A 16,746-nucleotide genomic window follows, 5' to 3' on the forward strand; every position below is an offset into this window, starting at 1 on the left:
CCGTCTTAGCGCTGTGGATAAAAAACGCTGTGCAGAGGCATAGCCAGCTTTGGCTATCCATCTGATGCCGGACAAATAAAAAGGCCGGCTTGTTATGCACAAGGCCGGCCTTGATAGAGCTGTGGATAAATCAGGGCTTCTTGATTTTCTCTGGACGCTTCCACCCCGAGATGTTGCGCTGACGGGAGCGTGCTACCGCCAACTCACCTGCTTCCACGCATTGAGTGATCGTCGAGCCCGCGGCAGTCGTGGCCCCGGCCTTGATTTCCACAGGCGCGACAAGGGCGCTGTTGGAGCCGATGAAGACGTCTTCGCCCATGACTGTCTTGAATTTGTTTGCGCCATCGTAGTTACAGGTGATGGTGCCAGCACCAATATTGGTACGGGCACCGATATCGGCATCACCCAAGTACGACAGGTGCCCCGCCTTGGCGCCTTCACCAAGATGAGCATTCTTCAACTCGACGAAGTTACCCACATGGGCCTTGGCATCGAGTACGGTCCCCGGACGCAAGCGTGCAAATGGACCTGCATCACTCCCCTCGCCCATGACGGCACCCTCAAGGTGACTGTTGGCCTTGATCACGGCACCTTTGCGCAGCGTGCAATCCTTGATCACGCAATTAGGGCCAATCTGCACGTCGTCTTCGATGACAACCTTGCCTTCCAGAACGACGTTGATGTCGATCAGCACATCCCGGCCGACCGTCACTTCGCCCCGGACATCAAAACGCGAAGGGTCACGCAAGGTCACACCCTGCGCCATCAGGCGGCGGCCTTCACGCAACTGGTAGTGACGCTCCAGTTCGGCAAGCTGACGACGGTCATTGGCACCCTGCACTTCCATGGGATCGGCGGGTTGCTCGGTGGCAACCATCAAACCATCAGCGACTGCCATGGCGATCACATCCGTCAGGTAGTACTCGCCCTGGGCATTGTTGTTCGACAAGCGGCCCATCCAATCCGCCAGGCGAGCGCCAGGAAGCGCCAGAATGCCGGTGTTGCCCTCACAAATGGCCTTCTGCGCCTCGTTAGCGTCTTTATGCTCGACGATGGCCGTTACTTGCCCATGCGCATCACGCACAATGCGGCCATAGCCCGTCGGGTCTTCGAGCGTGACCGTGAGCAAACCGAGTTGCTGCTCGCTGGCTTTGGCCAACAAACGTTGCAGGGTCGGTACCTCGATGAGCGGAACGTCGCCATACAGCACCAGCACGGTGTCCGCCGACAGTGCTGGCAAAGCTTGCGCCAAGGCATGCCCCGTACCCAGTTGCTTGTCCTGCATGACAAAGTTGAGGTCGTCGCCTGCCAGTCTCGCCTGAACCAACTCTGCCCCATGGCCTATCACCACGTGGATGCCCTGCGGCTGAAGCTGGCGAGCGCTGTGGATAACATGACCGAGCATGGAGTTGCCGGCTACCGGGTGCAGTACCTTGGGCAGCGACGAGCGCATGCGGGTGCCTTGGCCGGCGGCAAGAATAACGATATCGAGGGACATGACTGGCTACCAATCCTGGGCGGTCAGTTGCTTGACCGAAAGGGGGAAATCGAAAAAAGAAAAAGGGTAGCCGAGGCTACCCTTTTACTCAATCGCAACACAAATGATGGCCGTAGCCGATCACTTGCCTCTGCGCATCTGCTGGACAGTACGCAGCTGAGCCGCAGCCTCGGCCAGACGTGCGGCAGCAGCGCCGTAGTCGAAGTCCGAGCCTTTGGTGTTCAGCGCGTTCTCGGCAGCCTTGAGGGCTTCCTGAGCCTGAGCTTCGTCCAGGTCGGCAGCACGTTGCACGGTGTCGGCAAGAACCTTCACCATGTTCGGCTGCACTTCGAGGAAGCCACCGGAGATGTAGTACACCTCTTGAGTGCCACCCTGCTTGGTCAGCGTGATCGGACCCGGCTTGAGATTGGTGATCAGCGGGGCGTGACCTGGTGCGATACCCAGATCGCCCAAGTTGCCGTGCGCTACTACCATCTCGACCAGACCGGAGAAGATTTCTCCTTCCGCGCTGACGATATCGCAATGGACTGTCATAGCCATCTGCTTGCCTCAACCTGATTAGCGCCCCTTGCGGAGCGCCGGGATTACAGTTTCTTGGCTTTCTCGATCGCTTCGTCGATGCTGCCGACCATGTAGAACGCTTGTTCTGGCAGGTGGTCGTAGTCACCTTTGAGGATGCCGCTGAAGCCAGCGATGGTGTCTTTCAGGGAAACGTACTTGCCTGGCGAACCGGTGAAGACCTCGGCCACGAAGAACGGCTGCGACAGGAAGCGCTGGATCTTACGAGCGCGCGCTACCAGTTGCTTGTCGGTCTCGGACAGTTCGTCCATACCCAGGATCGCAATGATGTCTTTCAGCTCTTTGTAGCGCTGCAGAACATACTGAACCTGACGGGCAGTTTCGTAGTGCTCGGTACCGATCACGTTCGGGTCCAGCTGGCGCGAAGTCGAGTCCAGTGGGTCGACCGCTGGGTAGATACCCAGGGAGGCGATGTCACGGGACAGAACGACGGTGGCGTCCAAGTGGGCGAAGGTGGTCGCTGGCGACGGGTCGGTCAAGTCATCCGCAGGCACGTAAACGGCCTGGATGGAGGTGATCGAACCTTCCTTGGTCGAAGTGATACGCTCTTGCAGAACGCCCATCTCTTCGGCCAGGGTCGGCTGGTAACCTACTGCCGAAGGCATACGGCCCAGCAGTGCGGATACTTCGGTACCGGCCAAGGTGTAACGATAGATGTTGTCGACGAACAGCAGAACGTCGTTACCTTCGTCACGGAATTTCTCAGCCATGGTCAGGCCAGTCAGCGCAACGCGCAGACGGTTTCCTGGTGGCTCGTTCATCTGACCGTAGACCAGCGCTACTTTGTCGAGAACGTTGGAGTCCTTCATCTCGTGGTAGAAGTCGTTACCCTCACGAGTACGCTCACCCACACCGGCGAACACGGAATAACCGCTGTGCTCGATGGCGATGTTACGGATCAGCTCCATCATGTTCACGGTCTTGCCGACACCGGCACCACCGAACAGACCGACTTTACCACCCTTGGCGAACGGGCAAACCAGGTCGATAACCTTGATGCCGGTTTCCAGCAGGTCGTTGCCGCCTGCCTGGTCAGCGAACGAAGGCGCCTTCTGGTGGATACCACGACGCTCTTCTTCACCGATCGGGCCGGCTTCGTCGATTGGGTTACCCAGGACGTCCATGATGCGGCCCAGGGTAGCCTTGCCGACAGGAACGGAGATGGCCGCGCCGGTATCGACGACGTCCAGACCGCGCTTCAGACCTTCGGTCGAGCCCATCGCAATGGTACGAACCACGCCGTCGCCCAGCTGCTGCTGAACTTCCAGGGTGGTTTCCGCGCCTTGTACTTTCAGCGCGTTGTAAACACTCGGCACGACGTCACGTGGGAATTCCACGTCGATGACGGCGCCGATGATTTGAACGATACGTCCGCTACTCATAGCTGGATCCTCTGAATTTTTGAACCGTTAAACCGCGGCAGCGCCGCCGACGATTTCCGAGATCTCCTGGGTGATCGCAGCCTGACGCGCCTTGTTGTAGATCAGCTGGAGTTCGCTGATCAGGTCACCGGCGTTGTCTGTGGCGTTCTTCATGGCGATCATCCGGGCTGCTTGTTCAGCAGCATTGTTCTCGACCACCGCCTGGTACACCTGCGACTCCACGTAACGCACCATCAAGCCGTCCAGCAGCTCTTTTGCGTCGGGTTCGTACAGGTAGTCCCAGTGATGCTTGAGTTCCTGATCCGGGGTTGCCACCAACGGTACCAATTGCTCGACCGTCGGCTTTTGGGTCATGGTGTTGATGAACTTGTTCGAAACCACCGAAAGGCGATCGATACGACCATCGAGGTAGGCGTCCAGCATGACCTTGACGGAGCCGATCAAGTCATTGATCGATGGCTCTTCGCCCAGGTGGCTGATCGCGGCTACTACGTTGCCGCCAAAGATACGGAAGAAAGTCGCACCCTTGCTGCCGATCACGCACAGGTCGATTTCCACGCCCTGTTCGCGGTTTTCGTTCATGTCCTTGACCAAGGCCTTGAACAGGTTGGTATTCAAGCCACCGCACAGACCACGGTCACTGCTCACCACGATATAACCGGCGCGCTTTACAGGGCGCTCGATCATGAACGGGTGGCGGTATTCCGGGTTGGCGTTGGCCAGATGACCGATCACCTGGCGGATACGCTCCGCATAAGGACGGCTAGCAGCCATGCGCTGTTGTGCCTTGCGCATTTTGCTGACCGCCACTTTTTCCATGGCGCTGGTAATTTTTTGCGTGCTTTTGATGCTCGCAATCTTACTGCGAATCTCTTTTGCGCCTGCCATGTATCACCTATCAGGTTAGCAAGCGGGGGCCTGGGCCCCCGCTGCGGCTTACCAGGTCTGGGTGGCCTTGAACTTCTCGATACCGGCTTTCATGCCTGCGTCGATTTCGTCGTTGAAGTCACCCTTCACGTTGATCTTCGCCATCAGTTCGGCGTGATCACGGTGGAAGAAGGCGATCAGTGCTTGCTCGAAGCTGCCGACCTTGGAGACTTCTACGTCGGTCAGGAAGCCACGCTCAGCGGCGTACAGCGACAGGGCCATGTCCGCGATGGACATCGGCGCGTACTGCTTCTGCTTCATCAGCTCGGTAACGCGCTGACCATGCTCCAGCTGCTTGCGGGTCGCTTCGTCCAGATCGGACGCGAACTGGGCGAATGCCGCCAGTTCACGGTACTGAGCCAGTGCGGTACGAATACCCCCGGACAGCTTCTTGATGATCTTGGTCTGAGCGGCACCACCTACACGCGATACCGAAACACCGGCGTTCACTGCAGGGCGGATGCCCGAGTTGAACATGGCCGATTCCAGGAAGATCTGACCGTCAGTGATGGAAATCACGTTGGTCGGAACGAACGCCGAAACGTCGCCAGCCTGGGTTTCGATGATCGGCAGAGCGGTCAGGGAACCGGTCTTGCCAGTGACTGCGCCATTGGTGAACTTCTCGACGTATTCTTCCGAAACGCGCGATGCACGCTCCAGCAGACGGGAGTGGAGATAGAACACGTCGCCTGGGTACGCTTCACGTCCTGGTGGACGACGCAGCAGCAGGGAGATCTGACGGTACGCAACAGCCTGCTTGGACAGGTCATCGTAGACGATCAGGGCGTCTTCACCGCGGTCACGGAAGTACTCGCCCATGGTGCAGCCGGAGTACGGCGCCAGGAACTGCAGTGCAGCCGATTCCGAGGCGCTGGCGGCAACAACGATGGTGTTGGCCAGGGCACCGGCTTCTTCGAGCTTGCGCACGACGTTGGCGATGGTCGACTGCTTCTGGCCAACGGCCACGTATACGCAGAAGATACCGCTGTTTTTCTGGTTGATGATCGCATCGACCGCCATGGCAGTCTTACCGATCTGACGGTCACCAATGATCAGCTCACGCTGGCCACGGCCAACCGGGATCATGGCGTCGACCGACTTGTAGCCAGTCTGTACAGGCTGGTCTACCGACTTACGCCAGATCACGCCTGGAGCAACTTTCTCGACCGCGTCGGTCTCGGTGTTGTTCAGCGGACCTTTGCCGTCGATCGGGTTACCCAGTGCGTCCACGACGCGACCCAGCAGTTCCTTACCAACCGGAACTTCCAGGATGCGACCGGTGCACTTGGCGCTCATGCCCTCGGCGAGGGAGGTGTACGCACCCAGTACCACCGCACCTACGGAGTCTTGCTCCAGGTTCAGTGCCATACCGTATACGCCGCCCGGGAACTCGATCATTTCGCCGTACATAGCGTCGGCCAGACCGTGGATCCGTACGATACCGTCGGAAACGCTTACGACGGTACCTTCGTTACGGGCTTGGGAGCCGACATCGAGCTTCTCGATGCGACCCTTGATGATTTCACTAATTTCGGAAGGATTGAGTTGCTGCATTGCTCTGCTGCCCCTTCAAACTCAAGATTTCAATGCTTCGGCCAGTTTCGCGATTTTGCCGCGAACAGAGCCATCGATTACCAGGTCGCCGGCGCGGATGACGACGCCGCCGATCAGGCTGGCATCCTCCGACGCGTGCAGGCGCACTTCCCGGCTGAGCCGTGCACTGAGAACCTTGGCGAGTTTGTCTTGCTGTTCTTGGTTCAACGCAAAAGCACTGGTGACTTCCACGTCCACGGATTTCTCTTGTTCTGCCTTGTACAGGTCGAACAGAGCGGCAATCTCCGGCAGAAGCAGGAGACGGTCGTTTTCCGCGGCAACATGAATGAAATTCTGTGCCGATGCATCGAACTTGTCACCGCAAACGTCAATGAATGCGGCGGCCTTTTCTGCGCTTGTCAGTCGCGGGGCCTTGAGCAGGCGCTGCATGGTGTCGTCTTCGGACACTGCAGCAGCCAGGCCGAGCATGGCTGACCAATTGGCCAGTTGCTGATGGGCCTGGGCATGCTCAAAGGCAGCCTTAGCGTAAGGTCGGGCCAACGTGGTCAGTTCTGCCATGATCGCCCTCGCTTAAATTTCAGCGGCCAGTTTGTTAACCAGCTCTGCATGCGCGTTTTGATCGATTGTGGCGCCAAGGATCTTTTCAGCACCGCCAACAGCCAGGGCACCCACTTGGGCACGCAGGGCGTCTTTGACGCTGTTCAGTTCCTGTTCGATCTCGGCCTGAGCCTGAGCCTTCACACGGTCAGCTTCGACACGAGCCTGTTCACGGGCTTCGTCTACAAGCTGAGCAGCGCGTTTCTTGCTTTGCTCAATGATTTCAGCTGCCTGTGCCTTTGCTTCACGCAGTTGCTGACCCACTTTTTCTTGGGCCAGCTCCAGGTCGCGAGCTGCGCGGTTGGCAGCGTCCAAGCCGTCTGCAATCTTCTTCTGACGCTCTTGCAGAGCAGTGATGACCGGAGGCCATACGTACTTCATGCAGAAGAGTACAAAAATCAGAAAAGCAACGGATTGGCCAATCAGGGTTGCATTAATGTTCACGCCAACACCTCGCTCGGTCTTTGTCCATCACACCAATCAACTCGTCGAAACGAGTGATTAGCCGGCGATTTGACCAACGAAGGGATTCGCGAAGGTGAAGAACAGAGCGATACCAACACCGATCATGGTGACGGCGTCGAGCAGACCGGCAACGATGAACATTTTGACCTGCAGCATCGGAACCATCTCAGGCTGACGAGCAGCGCCTTCCAGGAATTTGCCGCCCAGCAGGCCGAAACCAATGGCGGTACCCAGAGCACCCAGGCCGATCAGCAGAGCAACAGCGATAGCGGTCAGACCAACTACAGTTTCCATCTTTCCTCCCGACTTTTACGTCGTATTGGTTAGGTTTTTTAGTTTGAAGCGGTAAAACGAATCGTTTGGTACAGCATGCCCTTGCGGACTTTTTAAGCCCTCCCCCCAAACGAGCGGGGAAGGCTATCAGACACGCCAGGCGGTCTTAATGGTTATCTTCGTGAGCCATCGACAGGTAGACGATGGTAAGCATCATGAAGATGAAGGCTTGCAGGGTGATGATCAGGATGTGGAACACAGCCCACGCCCATTGCAGCACGATACCCAGGCCGCTGAGCCACAGGATGCCGGCGCCGAACATCACGGCAATCAGGATGAACACCAGTTCGCCGGCGTACATGTTGCCGAACAGTCGCAGTGCCAGCGAGATCGGCTTGGCGATCAGGGTCACGAATTCCAGCAGGAAGTTGACCGGGATCAGCAGGATCTGCAGGAAGATGTTCTTGCTGCCGAACGGGTGCAGGGTCAGCTCACCGATGAAGCCACCCAGGCCCTTGACCTTGATGCTGTAGAAGATGATCAGCGCAAACACGCAGAAAGCCATGGCCAGGGTCGCGTTCGGGTCGGTGGTCGACACGGCGCGGAACGGAATGTGCGGATCACCCGAGATCAGGATGGCCAGCTGAGGAATCCAGTCGACCGGTACCAGGTCGATGGCGTTCATCAGGAATACCCAGACGAAGATGGTCAGCGCCAGCGGCGCGATCACCGGGCTACGGCCGTGGAAGGAGTCCTTCACGCTGCCGTTGACGAAGTCCACCAGCACTTCGACGAAGTTCTGCAGGCCGCTCGGTTGACCGGAAGTCGCCTTCTTGGCCGCCATGCGGAAGATGAACAGGAAGATCAGACCCAGTGCGACGGACCAACCCAGGGTATCCACGTGGAATGCCCAGAAGCCCATAGCCTTGGCTTCTGCAGCCGAATGGGCGAAGCCCCAGCTGCCGTCTGGTAGTTGACCGTAAGTCAGGTTCTGCAAGTGGTGCTGGATATAGCCCGAAGCGGTTTCTGCTGCCATGGTTGCCTCAAACGCCCTAAGGTCTCGAAAGTCTTTTATTCATCAGCAGGGGCGCGAACCAGCTGACCAAAAGGGTCAACACGAAGACGCCGAATACTGCCAGCGGCGCCAGTGGCTTCACTCCTGCGAAGGTCAGTGCGAAAAGCACTGCCGTCAAAATCATCTTGCCTGCCTCGCCAGCGTAGAACGACTTGACGATGGCCTGCGCCGCCCGAGCTCCGCTAAAGCGAAAAGCCTTCCAGGCGAAATAAACATTGGGCAGCCAGGCAATCAGGCCTCCGCAGAGCCCTGAATATCCGCTGACCGTCCCAGCCAACTGCCACAACACCAAGGTTGCCAGCAGCAGCACGACGAATTGCGTCAGCAATACCGGAAAAACCGCCCAGCGATGGAAAGGCAACCGGTTTGGCGTGCGGATTTCCATCACAACTGCTCCCCGTGAATCGGCCCGCCAGTCAGCGATGACTTGGCATAATTTGTGCCGACAAAATGCGCGCAGAGTATAGGGGTGGATTAACCCCTATTCAACTATTCGTAGTGATTTCCGATTGCGCGCTACAACAGGAATTGTTTCAGCGAATGTGTGCGAGTACGCCCTGCAACTCATCGAGCGAGTTGTAGCGAATGACCAGTTGGCCCTTGCCTTTAGTGCCGTGGCGAATCTGTACAGCCGAGCCCAAACGCTCTGCAAGCCGCTGTTCCAGGCGTGCAATGTCCGGATCAGGTTTGCCGGGTTCTACCGGATCAGGCTTGTCGCTCAGCCACTGGCGCACCAGTGCCTCGGTCTGACGTACGGTCAGCCCACGTGCGACAACATGACGCGCCCCTTCCTCCTGGCGATTCTCCTCCAGGCCTAGCAAAGCCCGTGCGTGACCCATTTCCAGGTCTCCATGGGCGAGCATGGTCTTGATCGCCTCCGGCAATGTGATCAACCGCAACAGGTTGGCCACGGTCACCCGTGACTTGCCTACCGCATCGGCCACTTGCTGCTGGGTCAGCTCGAACTCCTGCTGCAACCGCTGCAAGGCCAGCGCCTCTTCCAGAGGGTTCAAGTCCTCGCGCTGGATGTTCTCGATAAGGGCCATGGCAATGGCCGCTTCGTCAGGGACCTCGCGGACCATGGCCGGAATGGTGTCCAGCCCAGCTTGCTGAGTCGCGCGCCAGCGCCGCTCACCGGCGATGATCTCATAGCGCTCATCGCCAACCGGCCGCACCACGATCGGTTGCATCACGCCATGGCTGCGGATCGAGTGTGCCAGTTCTTCGAGCGCCTGCGGGTCCATGTCGCGACGCGGCTGGTACTTGCCCCGTTGAATCAGCTCGACGGGCAGGTGCTGAAGCTCCTTCAGGTCGATCTTTACAGCCTGCTCTTCGAGCGCGCTCACGGTTGGACCGCTGAGCAGCGCATCCAATCCACGTCCGAGACCCCGTTTCTTGACGGCCATGCGGATTCCTTAAGTTGCTTGTGCAGTGCGGGACTGGCGGCGTTGACGACGGACCAATTCTCCCGCCAGGGCGAGGTAGGCCTGTGCGCCGCGCGATTGCTTGTCGTAGGCCAATGCCGGCATACCGAAGCTGGGTGCTTCGGCCAGGCGGATGTTTCGAGGAATGACGGTGTCGTACAACTGCGAACCGAAGTGCTCCTTGAGCTGCGCCGATACATCGTTGTTCAGGCTCAGCCGCGGATCATACATGGTTCGCAGCAACCCCTCGATCTTGAGCGCGGGGTTCAACTTGGCGGCAATGCGCTTGATGTTGTCCACAAGGTCGCTCAGCCCTTCCAGCGCGTAGTACTCGCACTGCATGGGAATGATCACGCCATCGGAAGCCACCAGGGCATTGAGCGTCAGCATCGACAGTGAAGGCGGGCAGTCGATGAGGATGAAATCGTAATTGTCGCGAATGGGCGCCAGCGCATTGCGCAGGCGGCTTTCCTTGACCTGCATCTCCAGCAGCACCACTTCGGCAGCGGTCAGGTCCCGGTTGGCCGGCAACAGCTGGAACCCGCCATGCTCGGAAAAGTGCATGGCCTGGGCCAGGTCACACTCTCCGATAAGCAGGTCGTACACAGAGTGCTCGAGCTCGTGCTTGTCCACGCCGCTGCCCATGGTGGCATTGCCCTGCGGATCGAGGTCGATCAGCAGCACACGGCGCTTGGTCGCCACCAGCGAGGCAGCGAGATTGATACAGGTGGTGGTCTTGCCCACACCACCTTTCTGGTTCGCGATTGCGAATACCTTAGCCATTGATGCGTCTGTTCCCAATCAAGCCTTGCGGCGCAGTATCAGCAGATGACGTTGGCCCTGGCAACCCGGAACGGTCAGGGCCTGCTCGCTTTCCACTGTGAAGTCTGCGGGCAATGCTACCAGTTCATCGGCAGGATGCAGCCCCTTCATTGCAAGCCACTGCGTCCCGGTGTCGCCCAGGTGGCGGGTCCAGTTGGTGAAATTCTCCATGCTGCTGAAAGCGCGGGAGATGATGCCGTCGAACGGCTGGGCCGGCGTGTACCCCTCGACCCTGCTGTGGATAACCGTGAGGTTGTCCAGCTTGAGTTCCATTTTCACCTGGGTCAGAAAGCGCGTCTTCTTGCCGTTGGCATCCAGCACGGTGATTCGTTTTTCGGGATGCAGGATAGCCATGGGCACACCGGGCATGCCTCCGCCGCTGCCAACATCCAGCCAGTTGCTGCGCTCGCTGTGGATAAACGGCATCACGCTGAGGCTGTCGAGCAGGTGACGCGAAACCATTTCGTCCGGATCCCGGACGGCGGTGAGGTTGTAGGCCTTGTTCCATTTGATCAACAGGGCCAGGTAGCCCAGCAGTTTTTCATGGTGTTCAAGGCTCAGGGGCACCCCCAACTGGCGGGCACCTGTGGACAACTCTTCGGCATGTTGCGAGGTAACCAGGGAACTCAAACGCTTTGCTCCAGCTCGCGGCCTGCGCCGCGTTTCTTCAGGTGAATGAGCAACAGGGAAATGGCCGCCGGCGTAACGCCCGGAATGCGCGAGGCTTGCCCCAGGGTTTCGGGACGGGTCTGGCTGAGTTTCCCCTGAATCTCCTTGGACAGCCCCGAAATCGTGGCGTACTCGATATCCACAGGCAGGCGCGTGTCCTCACTGGCTCGAAGGCGAGCAATTTCGTCCTGCTGACGGTCGATGTAGCCCGCATATTTGGTACGAATCTCGACCTGCTCGGCAACCTGTGGGTCGATCGACTCGCCGCCGGTAGCCGCCATAAGCCCTGCGTAGTCGATTTCAGGCCGCGCCAACAGGTTCAGCAGGCTGTACTCGTGGCTCAGTGGCGTACCGAACTTGTCCACAACGGCTTGGCCTAGCTCGGTGTTGGGTCTTATCCAGGTCGATTTCAGCCGCTGCTCTTCTTTTTCGATTCCGTCGCGCTTGGTGCAGAAGGCGTCCCAGCGCTCGTCGTCTATCAACCCCAGCGCTCGCCCTTTTTCAGTCAGACGCAGGTCAGCGTTGTCCTCGCGCAGGATCAACCGGTATTCGGCACGGGATGTGAACATCCGATACGGTTCTTGAGTACCCAAGGTGATCAGGTCATCGACCAGCACGCCGATATAGGCTTCATCGCGCCGCGGGCACCAGGTCTCGCGCCCCTGGGCGCGCAGTGCGGCGTTGGTCCCGGCCAACAGGCCTTGCGCACCGGCTTCTTCGTAACCGGTGGTGCCGTTGATCTGGCCAGCGAAGAAAAGCCCACCAATGACTTTGGTTTCAAGGCTGTACTTCAGGTCACGCGGATCGAAGTAGTCATATTCGATGGCATAGCCTGGGCGCACGATATGCGCGTTTTCCATGCCGCGGATCGAGCGCACCAACTCCAGCTGCACATCGAAGGGCAGCGACGTGGAGATGCCGTTGGGGTAGAGCTCATGGGTGGTCAGGCCTTCAGGCTCGATGAATACCTGATGGCTTTCCTTGTCCGCAAAGCGGTGGATCTTGTCTTCGATCGACGGGCAGTAACGTGGCCCTACCCCTTCGATGACGCCCGAGTACATGGGCGAGCGGTCAAGGTTCGAAGCGATGATGTCATGTGTGCGGGCGTTGGTGTGAGTGATGTAGCAGCTCACCTGGCGCGGATGCATGCCGGCATTGCCCATGAACGACATCACCGGGATGGGCGTGTCGCCGGGCTGCTCGGTCATGACCGAGAAATCAACGGAGCGACCGTCGATGCGAGGCGGCGTACCTGTCTTCAGACGGCCAACGCGTAGCGGCAATTCACGCATGCGATGCGCCAACGCGATGGAAGGCGGATCACCTGCGCGTCCACCCGAGTGGTTCTGCATGCCGATATGGATCAAACCGCCCAGGAAGGTGCCGGTGGTGAGCACGACAGCGTTTGCAAAGAACCGCAGCCCCATCTGGGTGACCACGCCTTTGACTTCATCCTGTTCAACGATCAGGTCGTCACACGATTGCTGAAATATCCACAGGTTGGGCTGGTTTTCCAACATCTCACGCACCACCGCCTTGTAGATGGCGCGGTCAGCCTGCGCACGCGTGGCGCGAACGGCTGGGCCTTTGCGGTTGTTCAACACGCGAAACTGAATACCACTCTTGTCGGTGGCCAGCGCCATGGCGCCGCCCAAGGCATCGATTTCCTTGACCAGATGGCTCTTGCCGATGCCACCAATGGCAGGGTTGCAACTCATGTGCCCGAGGGTTTCCACGTTGTGGGTCAGCAGCAGGGTTTTCACACCCATGCGTGCAGACGCAAGCGCAGCCTCGGTACCGGCATGGCCGCCGCCGATGACGATCACTTCAAAACGGGAAGGGAAATCCACCACGCACCTCGTGCCTGTTGTGCAAATAGAAAAAGGTAAGCCGACAAGTATAGGGACATCACCCCCCTCATTGAAACCGTCTGAGCAAATTTTGATCAGGCTGTGGATGAATGGCATACAACAGAAATCAAGAAGAGAGATTTATAAAAGCTTTGTTTTTATGTTTATTCTTATGCACAGCACTATCTGTGGATAACGCTCTGAAGGCCATGTAGCACGTGCTGTACAGAGATCCTGAACCCTGTGGCTTACCCCCTCTGAGCGCTTGGGATAACGAGGAATAGCCTGTGGATTAAAGTGATGGTTACCCACAGGGCCATTTATCCTCAAGAAAAAGTGCCGCTTATCAACGGAGCTTAGCGAGGGTTTTCCACAGGGCTTAGCGGGTGCCGTTCTTAGGTTATGCCTTGCTGGAGGCTTTGTTCGGGCCAAAAAAAACCGCCTCTAAGAGGCGGTTGGCTGATGTGGGACCTGGCTTGTCTGTTACTTGCCGATGCAAAAACTCGAGAAAATCCGTCCCAACAAGTCATCGGAACTGAAGGCTCCGGTGATTTCCCCAAGCACCTGTTGTGCCTGCCGCAGGTCCTCTGCCAGTAACTCACCTGCACCGGCAAGGGTCAGCTGCGCACGGCCATGCTCCAGGTGCTCACTGGCCTGGCGCAAGGCATCCAGATGCCGTCTACGGGCGCTGAAACCACTTTCGGCGGTCTGTTCATAGCCCATGCAGGCCTTGAGATGGTCGCGCAACAGCTGCAGCCCTCCCCCCTCTCCTTTGGCGCTCAGCGTGATGGTGGCTTGTCCATCTTCGCCCTGGTGCAGCGCGACAGGCTCCCCGCTCAGATCCGCTTTGTTGCGTATGAGGGTTACCCGTGCCGGATCCGGGCGCTGGTCCAGAAACTCGGGCCACAGGGCGAAGGGATCGCCGGCTTCAGGGGCCGTGGAGTCCACAACCAGCAATATCCGGTCTGCCTCACTTATCGCTCGTAGCGCGCGCTCCACACCGATCTTTTCCACATGATCATCTGTCGAACGTAGCCCGGCCGTGTCCACCACGTGAAGCGGCATACCGTCGATGTGGATATGTTCGCGCAGGGTATCCCGGGTCGTGCCGGCGATGTCCGTCACGATCGCCGCTTCACGTCCCGCCAGCTGGTTGAGCAGGCTCGACTTGCCTGCATTGGGGCGGCCAGCGATGACCACTGTCATGCCATCGCGCAGCAATGCACCTTGGCCTGCCTCACGCAGTACTGTGGATAAATGATCCCTTACGGCATCGAGCATCGACAGCACATGGCCATCGGCTAGAAAGTCGATTTCCTCCTCGGGAAAATCAATGGCGGCCTCAACGTAGATGCGCAGCGCGATCAACGCTTCGGTAAGGCTGTGGACATGTCTTGAGAATTCGCCCTGCAGCGATCGCAGTGCGTTTCGCGCTGCCTGGCTGGAGCTGGCTTCGATCAAGTCGGCGATGGCCTCAGCTTGAGCCAGGTCGAGCTTGTCATTGAGAAATGCCCGCTCGCTGAACTCACCCGGCCTGGCCAGGCGACAACCCAGTTGTACACAGCGCTGTAGCAGCATATCCAGAACGACGGGGCCGCCATGGCCTTGCAGCTCGAGTACATCTTCACCGGTGAATGAGTGGGGCCCCGGAAAGAACAGCGCGATACCTTCATCCAGTACCACCCCCTCCTCGTCTCGGAACGGCCCGTAATGAGCATGACGCGGTTGCAGGCTGCGACCGGTTATCCACTGGCCCGCCTTGGCAGCCAGTGGCCCTGACAACCTTACGATGCCTACACCGCCGCGGCCTTGGGCAGTAGCGATGGCGGCAATGGTTTCACGCACAGTATTCATGCTGGGGAAGCCTCTACGACAAAAACGACAGATAGCAAAAACGCCCCACGAAGGGGCGTTTTATTCACAAGCTAGCGTAGCAGCCCGTCAGGCAGCCGCTTTCTTGTTGGCAGCCTCGATGCTGCGTGTGATGTACCACTGCTGCGTGATGGACAGGCAGTTGTTCACAACCCAGTACAGCACCAGACCTGCTGGGAACCACAGGAAGAAGAAGGTGAAGATGATCGGCATCATTTTCATCACCTTGGCCTGCATCGGATCCGGCGGGGTCGGGTTCAGGCGCTGCTGGATGAACATGGTGGCGCCCATGATGATCGGCAGGATGAAGAACGGATCCTTGATAGACAGGTCGGTAATCCACAGCATCCAAGGTGCCTGACGCATCTCGACGCTTTCCAGCAGTACCCAGTAAAGGGCCAGGAATACTGGCATCTGAACCAGGATCGGCAAGCAACCGCCCAGTGGGTTGATCTTCTCTTTCTTGTACAGCTCCATCATCGCCTGGGACATCTTCTGGCGATCATCGCCGAAGCGTTCCTTGAGCGCTGCGAGCTTGGGCGAGACCGCACGCATACGTGCCATGGAACGGTAGCTGGCAGCGGACAGCGGGAAGAACAGGCCCTTGATGAGCATGGTCAGCACGATGATCGACCAGCCCCAGTTACCCAGCAGGCTGTGGATATGTTGCAGAAGCCAGAAGATCGGCTGGGCGATGAACCACAAGAAGCCGTAGTCGACGGTCAGTTCCAGGCCTGGGGACAACTCCTTGAGCTTGGACTGGATCTTGGGACCGGCATACAGCATGGCGCTGGTTTCAGCCTTGCCCCCAGCAGGCACGCTGATAGCCGGGCCGGTGTAGCCGATGATGTAATTACCCTGGCTGTCCTTGCGGGTTTGCACCACGTTGTTGTCGGACTTGGCCGGGATCCATGCGGTCACGAAGTAGTGCTGAAGCCATGCTACCCAGCCGCCGGACACATTTTCTTTCAAACTACCTTTGTCGATGTCCTTCATCGAGACCTTTTTGTAAGGCTCCGAAGGTGTCCACAAGGCCGCACCCAAGTAGGTCGCGGTACCCGTGGCAGTGCTCGACGATGGATCGGAACTGGCATCGCGCTTGAGCTGGGCGAACATGTTGCCGCTCCAAGCCTGGCTGCTCTGGTTGTCGATCAGGTAGCTGACGTTCAGGTCATATTCGCCGCGCTTGAAGCTGAAGCGCTTGATGTAGTTGACCCCGTTGTCGTTGAACTTCAGGTCCACCACCAACTGGTCCTGACCATCGGCCAACTGATAACGCTTTTGATCGGCAGCATAGAGGGGGCGACCGGTCGAGCGGGCATCTGGACCGTTGGCACCAGTCAAGCCGCTTTGCGCGAGATAGACGCGCTCCCCACCGTTGTCGAACAGTTGGAATGGAATGTCCGGATGGTCCTGACGGCGTGGATACTGCGGCAGGTTCAACTGGACGACGTCACCACCTACCGGATCGATAGCCAGGTCCAGCACATCGGTCTTGACCCGGATCAGGTCCTTGCTGACAGCCACGGGTGCCTGATCGGCGGTGTGGGTTTCAGCAGTGGCGCTTGGCACATCGGCGCTGGCACCCGCACCGGAATCACCGGCAGGTACGCCATCGGGCAAACCAGGGTTGGTCGTGCTGGCAGCAGTATTCTGAGTCGGCAGGGCAGCCTGGCCGTAGTCCTGGTTCCATTTAAGGACCATGACGTAGGACACGATTGCCAGGGCGACGATCAGGATCGTGCGTTTAATATCCATG

16 protein-coding genes are annotated in these 16,746 nt (G+C 58.4%); all 16 read right to left on the bottom strand.

The features are described from left to right. Positions 1–130: 130 nt before the first annotated feature. The 16 genes from glmU to yidC all read right to left on the bottom strand — a co-directional run bounded on the left by glmU (position 131) and on the right by yidC (position 16,745). Positions 131–1,498: a bifunctional UDP-N-acetylglucosamine diphosphorylase/glucosamine-1-phosphate N-acetyltransferase GlmU gene (gene glmU / locus CRP40_RS06890; RefSeq protein WP_027913313.1), complete on the bottom strand. Its 1,368-nt coding sequence runs from the start codon at positions 1,496–1,498 to the stop codon at positions 131–133. A 120-nt stretch (positions 1,499–1,618) separates the two neighbouring features. After that, positions 1,619–2,038, bottom strand: a complete 420-nt coding sequence (locus tag CRP40_RS06895) for a F0F1 ATP synthase subunit epsilon (protein ID WP_023532701.1) — start codon at positions 2,036–2,038, stop codon at positions 1,619–1,621. A 44-nt stretch (positions 2,039–2,082) separates the two neighbouring features. Continuing rightward, entirely contained in the window at positions 2,083–3,459 is a 1,377-nt protein-coding gene (atpD, locus tag CRP40_RS06900; RefSeq protein WP_023532615.1) for a F0F1 ATP synthase subunit beta, read from the bottom strand. Positions 3,460–3,486: 27 nt separating this feature from the next. Continuing rightward, complete coding sequence (gene atpG, locus CRP40_RS06905; RefSeq protein WP_023532742.1) at positions 3,487–4,347, bottom strand: F0F1 ATP synthase subunit gamma; 861 nt, start codon at positions 4,345–4,347, stop codon at positions 3,487–3,489. Positions 4,348–4,395: 48 nt separating this feature from the next. After that, positions 4,396–5,940, bottom strand: a complete 1,545-nt coding sequence (gene atpA / locus CRP40_RS06910; protein ID WP_023532736.1) for a F0F1 ATP synthase subunit alpha — start codon at positions 5,938–5,940, stop codon at positions 4,396–4,398. Positions 5,941–5,961: 21 nt separating this feature from the next. Continuing rightward, positions 5,962–6,498, bottom strand: coding sequence for a F0F1 ATP synthase subunit delta (locus CRP40_RS06915; RefSeq protein ID WP_023532623.1), 537 nt, complete (start codon positions 6,496–6,498; stop codon positions 5,962–5,964). A gap of 12 nt (positions 6,499–6,510) precedes the next feature. Beyond that, a complete protein-coding gene (locus tag CRP40_RS06920; protein WP_011536505.1) occupies positions 6,511–6,981 on the bottom strand; it encodes a F0F1 ATP synthase subunit B in 471 nt (156 codons plus the stop codon). A gap of 57 nt (positions 6,982–7,038) precedes the next feature. Then, entirely contained in the window at positions 7,039–7,296 is a 258-nt protein-coding gene (gene atpE, locus CRP40_RS06925) for a F0F1 ATP synthase subunit C (RefSeq protein ID WP_003097235.1), read from the bottom strand. Between the two features lie 145 nt (positions 7,297–7,441). Next, positions 7,442–8,311 (bottom strand): F0F1 ATP synthase subunit A, encoded by an 870-nt coding sequence (gene atpB, locus CRP40_RS06930; RefSeq protein ID WP_023532311.1) that lies wholly within the window; start codon positions 8,309–8,311, stop codon positions 7,442–7,444. A 16-nt stretch (positions 8,312–8,327) separates the two neighbouring features. Further along, on the bottom strand, positions 8,328–8,735 hold the full coding sequence (locus tag CRP40_RS06935; RefSeq protein WP_023532288.1) for a F0F1 ATP synthase subunit I: 408 nt from the start codon (positions 8,733–8,735) through the stop codon (positions 8,328–8,330). Between the two features lie 148 nt (positions 8,736–8,883). Further along, positions 8,884–9,756 carry a ParB/RepB/Spo0J family partition protein gene (locus CRP40_RS06940; RefSeq protein WP_027913312.1) on the bottom strand — a complete coding sequence of 291 codons (873 nt, stop codon included), beginning with the start codon at positions 9,754–9,756 and terminating at the stop codon, positions 8,884–8,886. A 9-nt stretch (positions 9,757–9,765) separates the two neighbouring features. Then, positions 9,766–10,557, bottom strand: coding sequence for a ParA family protein (locus CRP40_RS06945; protein ID WP_027913311.1), 792 nt, complete (start codon positions 10,555–10,557; stop codon positions 9,766–9,768). Positions 10,558–10,575: 18 nt separating this feature from the next. Next, a complete protein-coding gene (gene rsmG, locus CRP40_RS06950) occupies positions 10,576–11,226 on the bottom strand; it encodes a 16S rRNA (guanine(527)-N(7))-methyltransferase RsmG (RefSeq protein WP_027913310.1) in 651 nt (216 codons plus the stop codon). Further along, positions 11,223–13,115 carry a tRNA uridine-5-carboxymethylaminomethyl(34) synthesis enzyme MnmG gene (gene mnmG / locus CRP40_RS06955; RefSeq protein ID WP_027913309.1) on the bottom strand — a complete coding sequence of 631 codons (1,893 nt, stop codon included), beginning with the start codon at positions 13,113–13,115 and terminating at the stop codon, positions 11,223–11,225. Before mnmG ends, rsmG begins: the two co-directional genes overlap by 4 nt. A gap of 483 nt (positions 13,116–13,598) precedes the next feature. Next, on the bottom strand, positions 13,599–14,969 hold the full coding sequence (gene mnmE, locus CRP40_RS06960; RefSeq protein ID WP_027913308.1) for a tRNA uridine-5-carboxymethylaminomethyl(34) synthesis GTPase MnmE: 1,371 nt from the start codon (positions 14,967–14,969) through the stop codon (positions 13,599–13,601). 87 nt (positions 14,970–15,056) lie between these two features. Beyond that, complete coding sequence (gene yidC, locus CRP40_RS06965) at positions 15,057–16,745, bottom strand: membrane protein insertase YidC (RefSeq protein WP_027913307.1); 1,689 nt, start codon at positions 16,743–16,745, stop codon at positions 15,057–15,059. Position 16,746 lies beyond the last annotated feature (1 nt).

It is taken from the genome of Pseudomonas sp. URMO17WK12:I9 (assembly GCF_900230165.1).
GTDB classification, from domain to species: Bacteria; Pseudomonadota; Gammaproteobacteria; order Pseudomonadales; family Pseudomonadaceae; genus Aquipseudomonas; species Aquipseudomonas fulva.

Excerpts from the sequence above, each read along its gene's own strand:
- glmU (WP_027913313.1), bottom strand. The coding sequence starts at position 1,498 with ATGTCCCTCGATATCGTTATTCTTGCCGCCGGCCAAGGCACCCGCATG.
- CRP40_RS06895 (WP_023532701.1), bottom strand. The coding sequence starts at position 2,038 with ATGGCTATGACAGTCCATTGCGATATCGTCAGCGCGGAAGGAGAAATC.
- atpD (WP_023532615.1), bottom strand. The coding sequence starts at position 3,459 with ATGAGTAGCGGACGTATCGTTCAAATCATCGGCGCCGTCATCGACGTG.
- atpG (WP_023532742.1), bottom strand. The coding sequence starts at position 4,347 with ATGGCAGGCGCAAAAGAGATTCGCAGTAAGATTGCGAGCATCAAAAGC.
- atpA (WP_023532736.1), bottom strand. The coding sequence starts at position 5,940 with ATGCAGCAACTCAATCCTTCCGAAATTAGTGAAATCATCAAGGGTCGC.
- CRP40_RS06915 (WP_023532623.1), bottom strand. The coding sequence starts at position 6,498 with ATGGCAGAACTGACCACGTTGGCCCGACCTTACGCTAAGGCTGCCTTT.
- atpE (WP_003097235.1), bottom strand. The coding sequence starts at position 7,296 with ATGGAAACTGTAGTTGGTCTGACCGCTATCGCTGTTGCTCTGCTGATC.
- atpB (WP_023532311.1), bottom strand. The coding sequence starts at position 8,311 with ATGGCAGCAGAAACCGCTTCGGGCTATATCCAGCACCACTTGCAGAAC.
- CRP40_RS06935 (WP_023532288.1), bottom strand. The coding sequence starts at position 8,735 with ATGGAAATCCGCACGCCAAACCGGTTGCCTTTCCATCGCTGGGCGGTT.
- CRP40_RS06940 (WP_027913312.1), bottom strand. The coding sequence starts at position 9,756 with ATGGCCGTCAAGAAACGGGGTCTCGGACGTGGATTGGATGCGCTGCTC.
- CRP40_RS06945 (WP_027913311.1), bottom strand. The coding sequence starts at position 10,557 with ATGGCTAAGGTATTCGCAATCGCGAACCAGAAAGGTGGTGTGGGCAAG.
- mnmE (WP_027913308.1), bottom strand. The coding sequence starts at position 14,969 with ATGAATACTGTGCGTGAAACCATTGCCGCCATCGCTACTGCCCAAGGC.
- yidC (WP_027913307.1), bottom strand. The coding sequence starts at position 16,745 with ATGGATATTAAACGCACGATCCTGATCGTCGCCCTGGCAATCGTGTCC.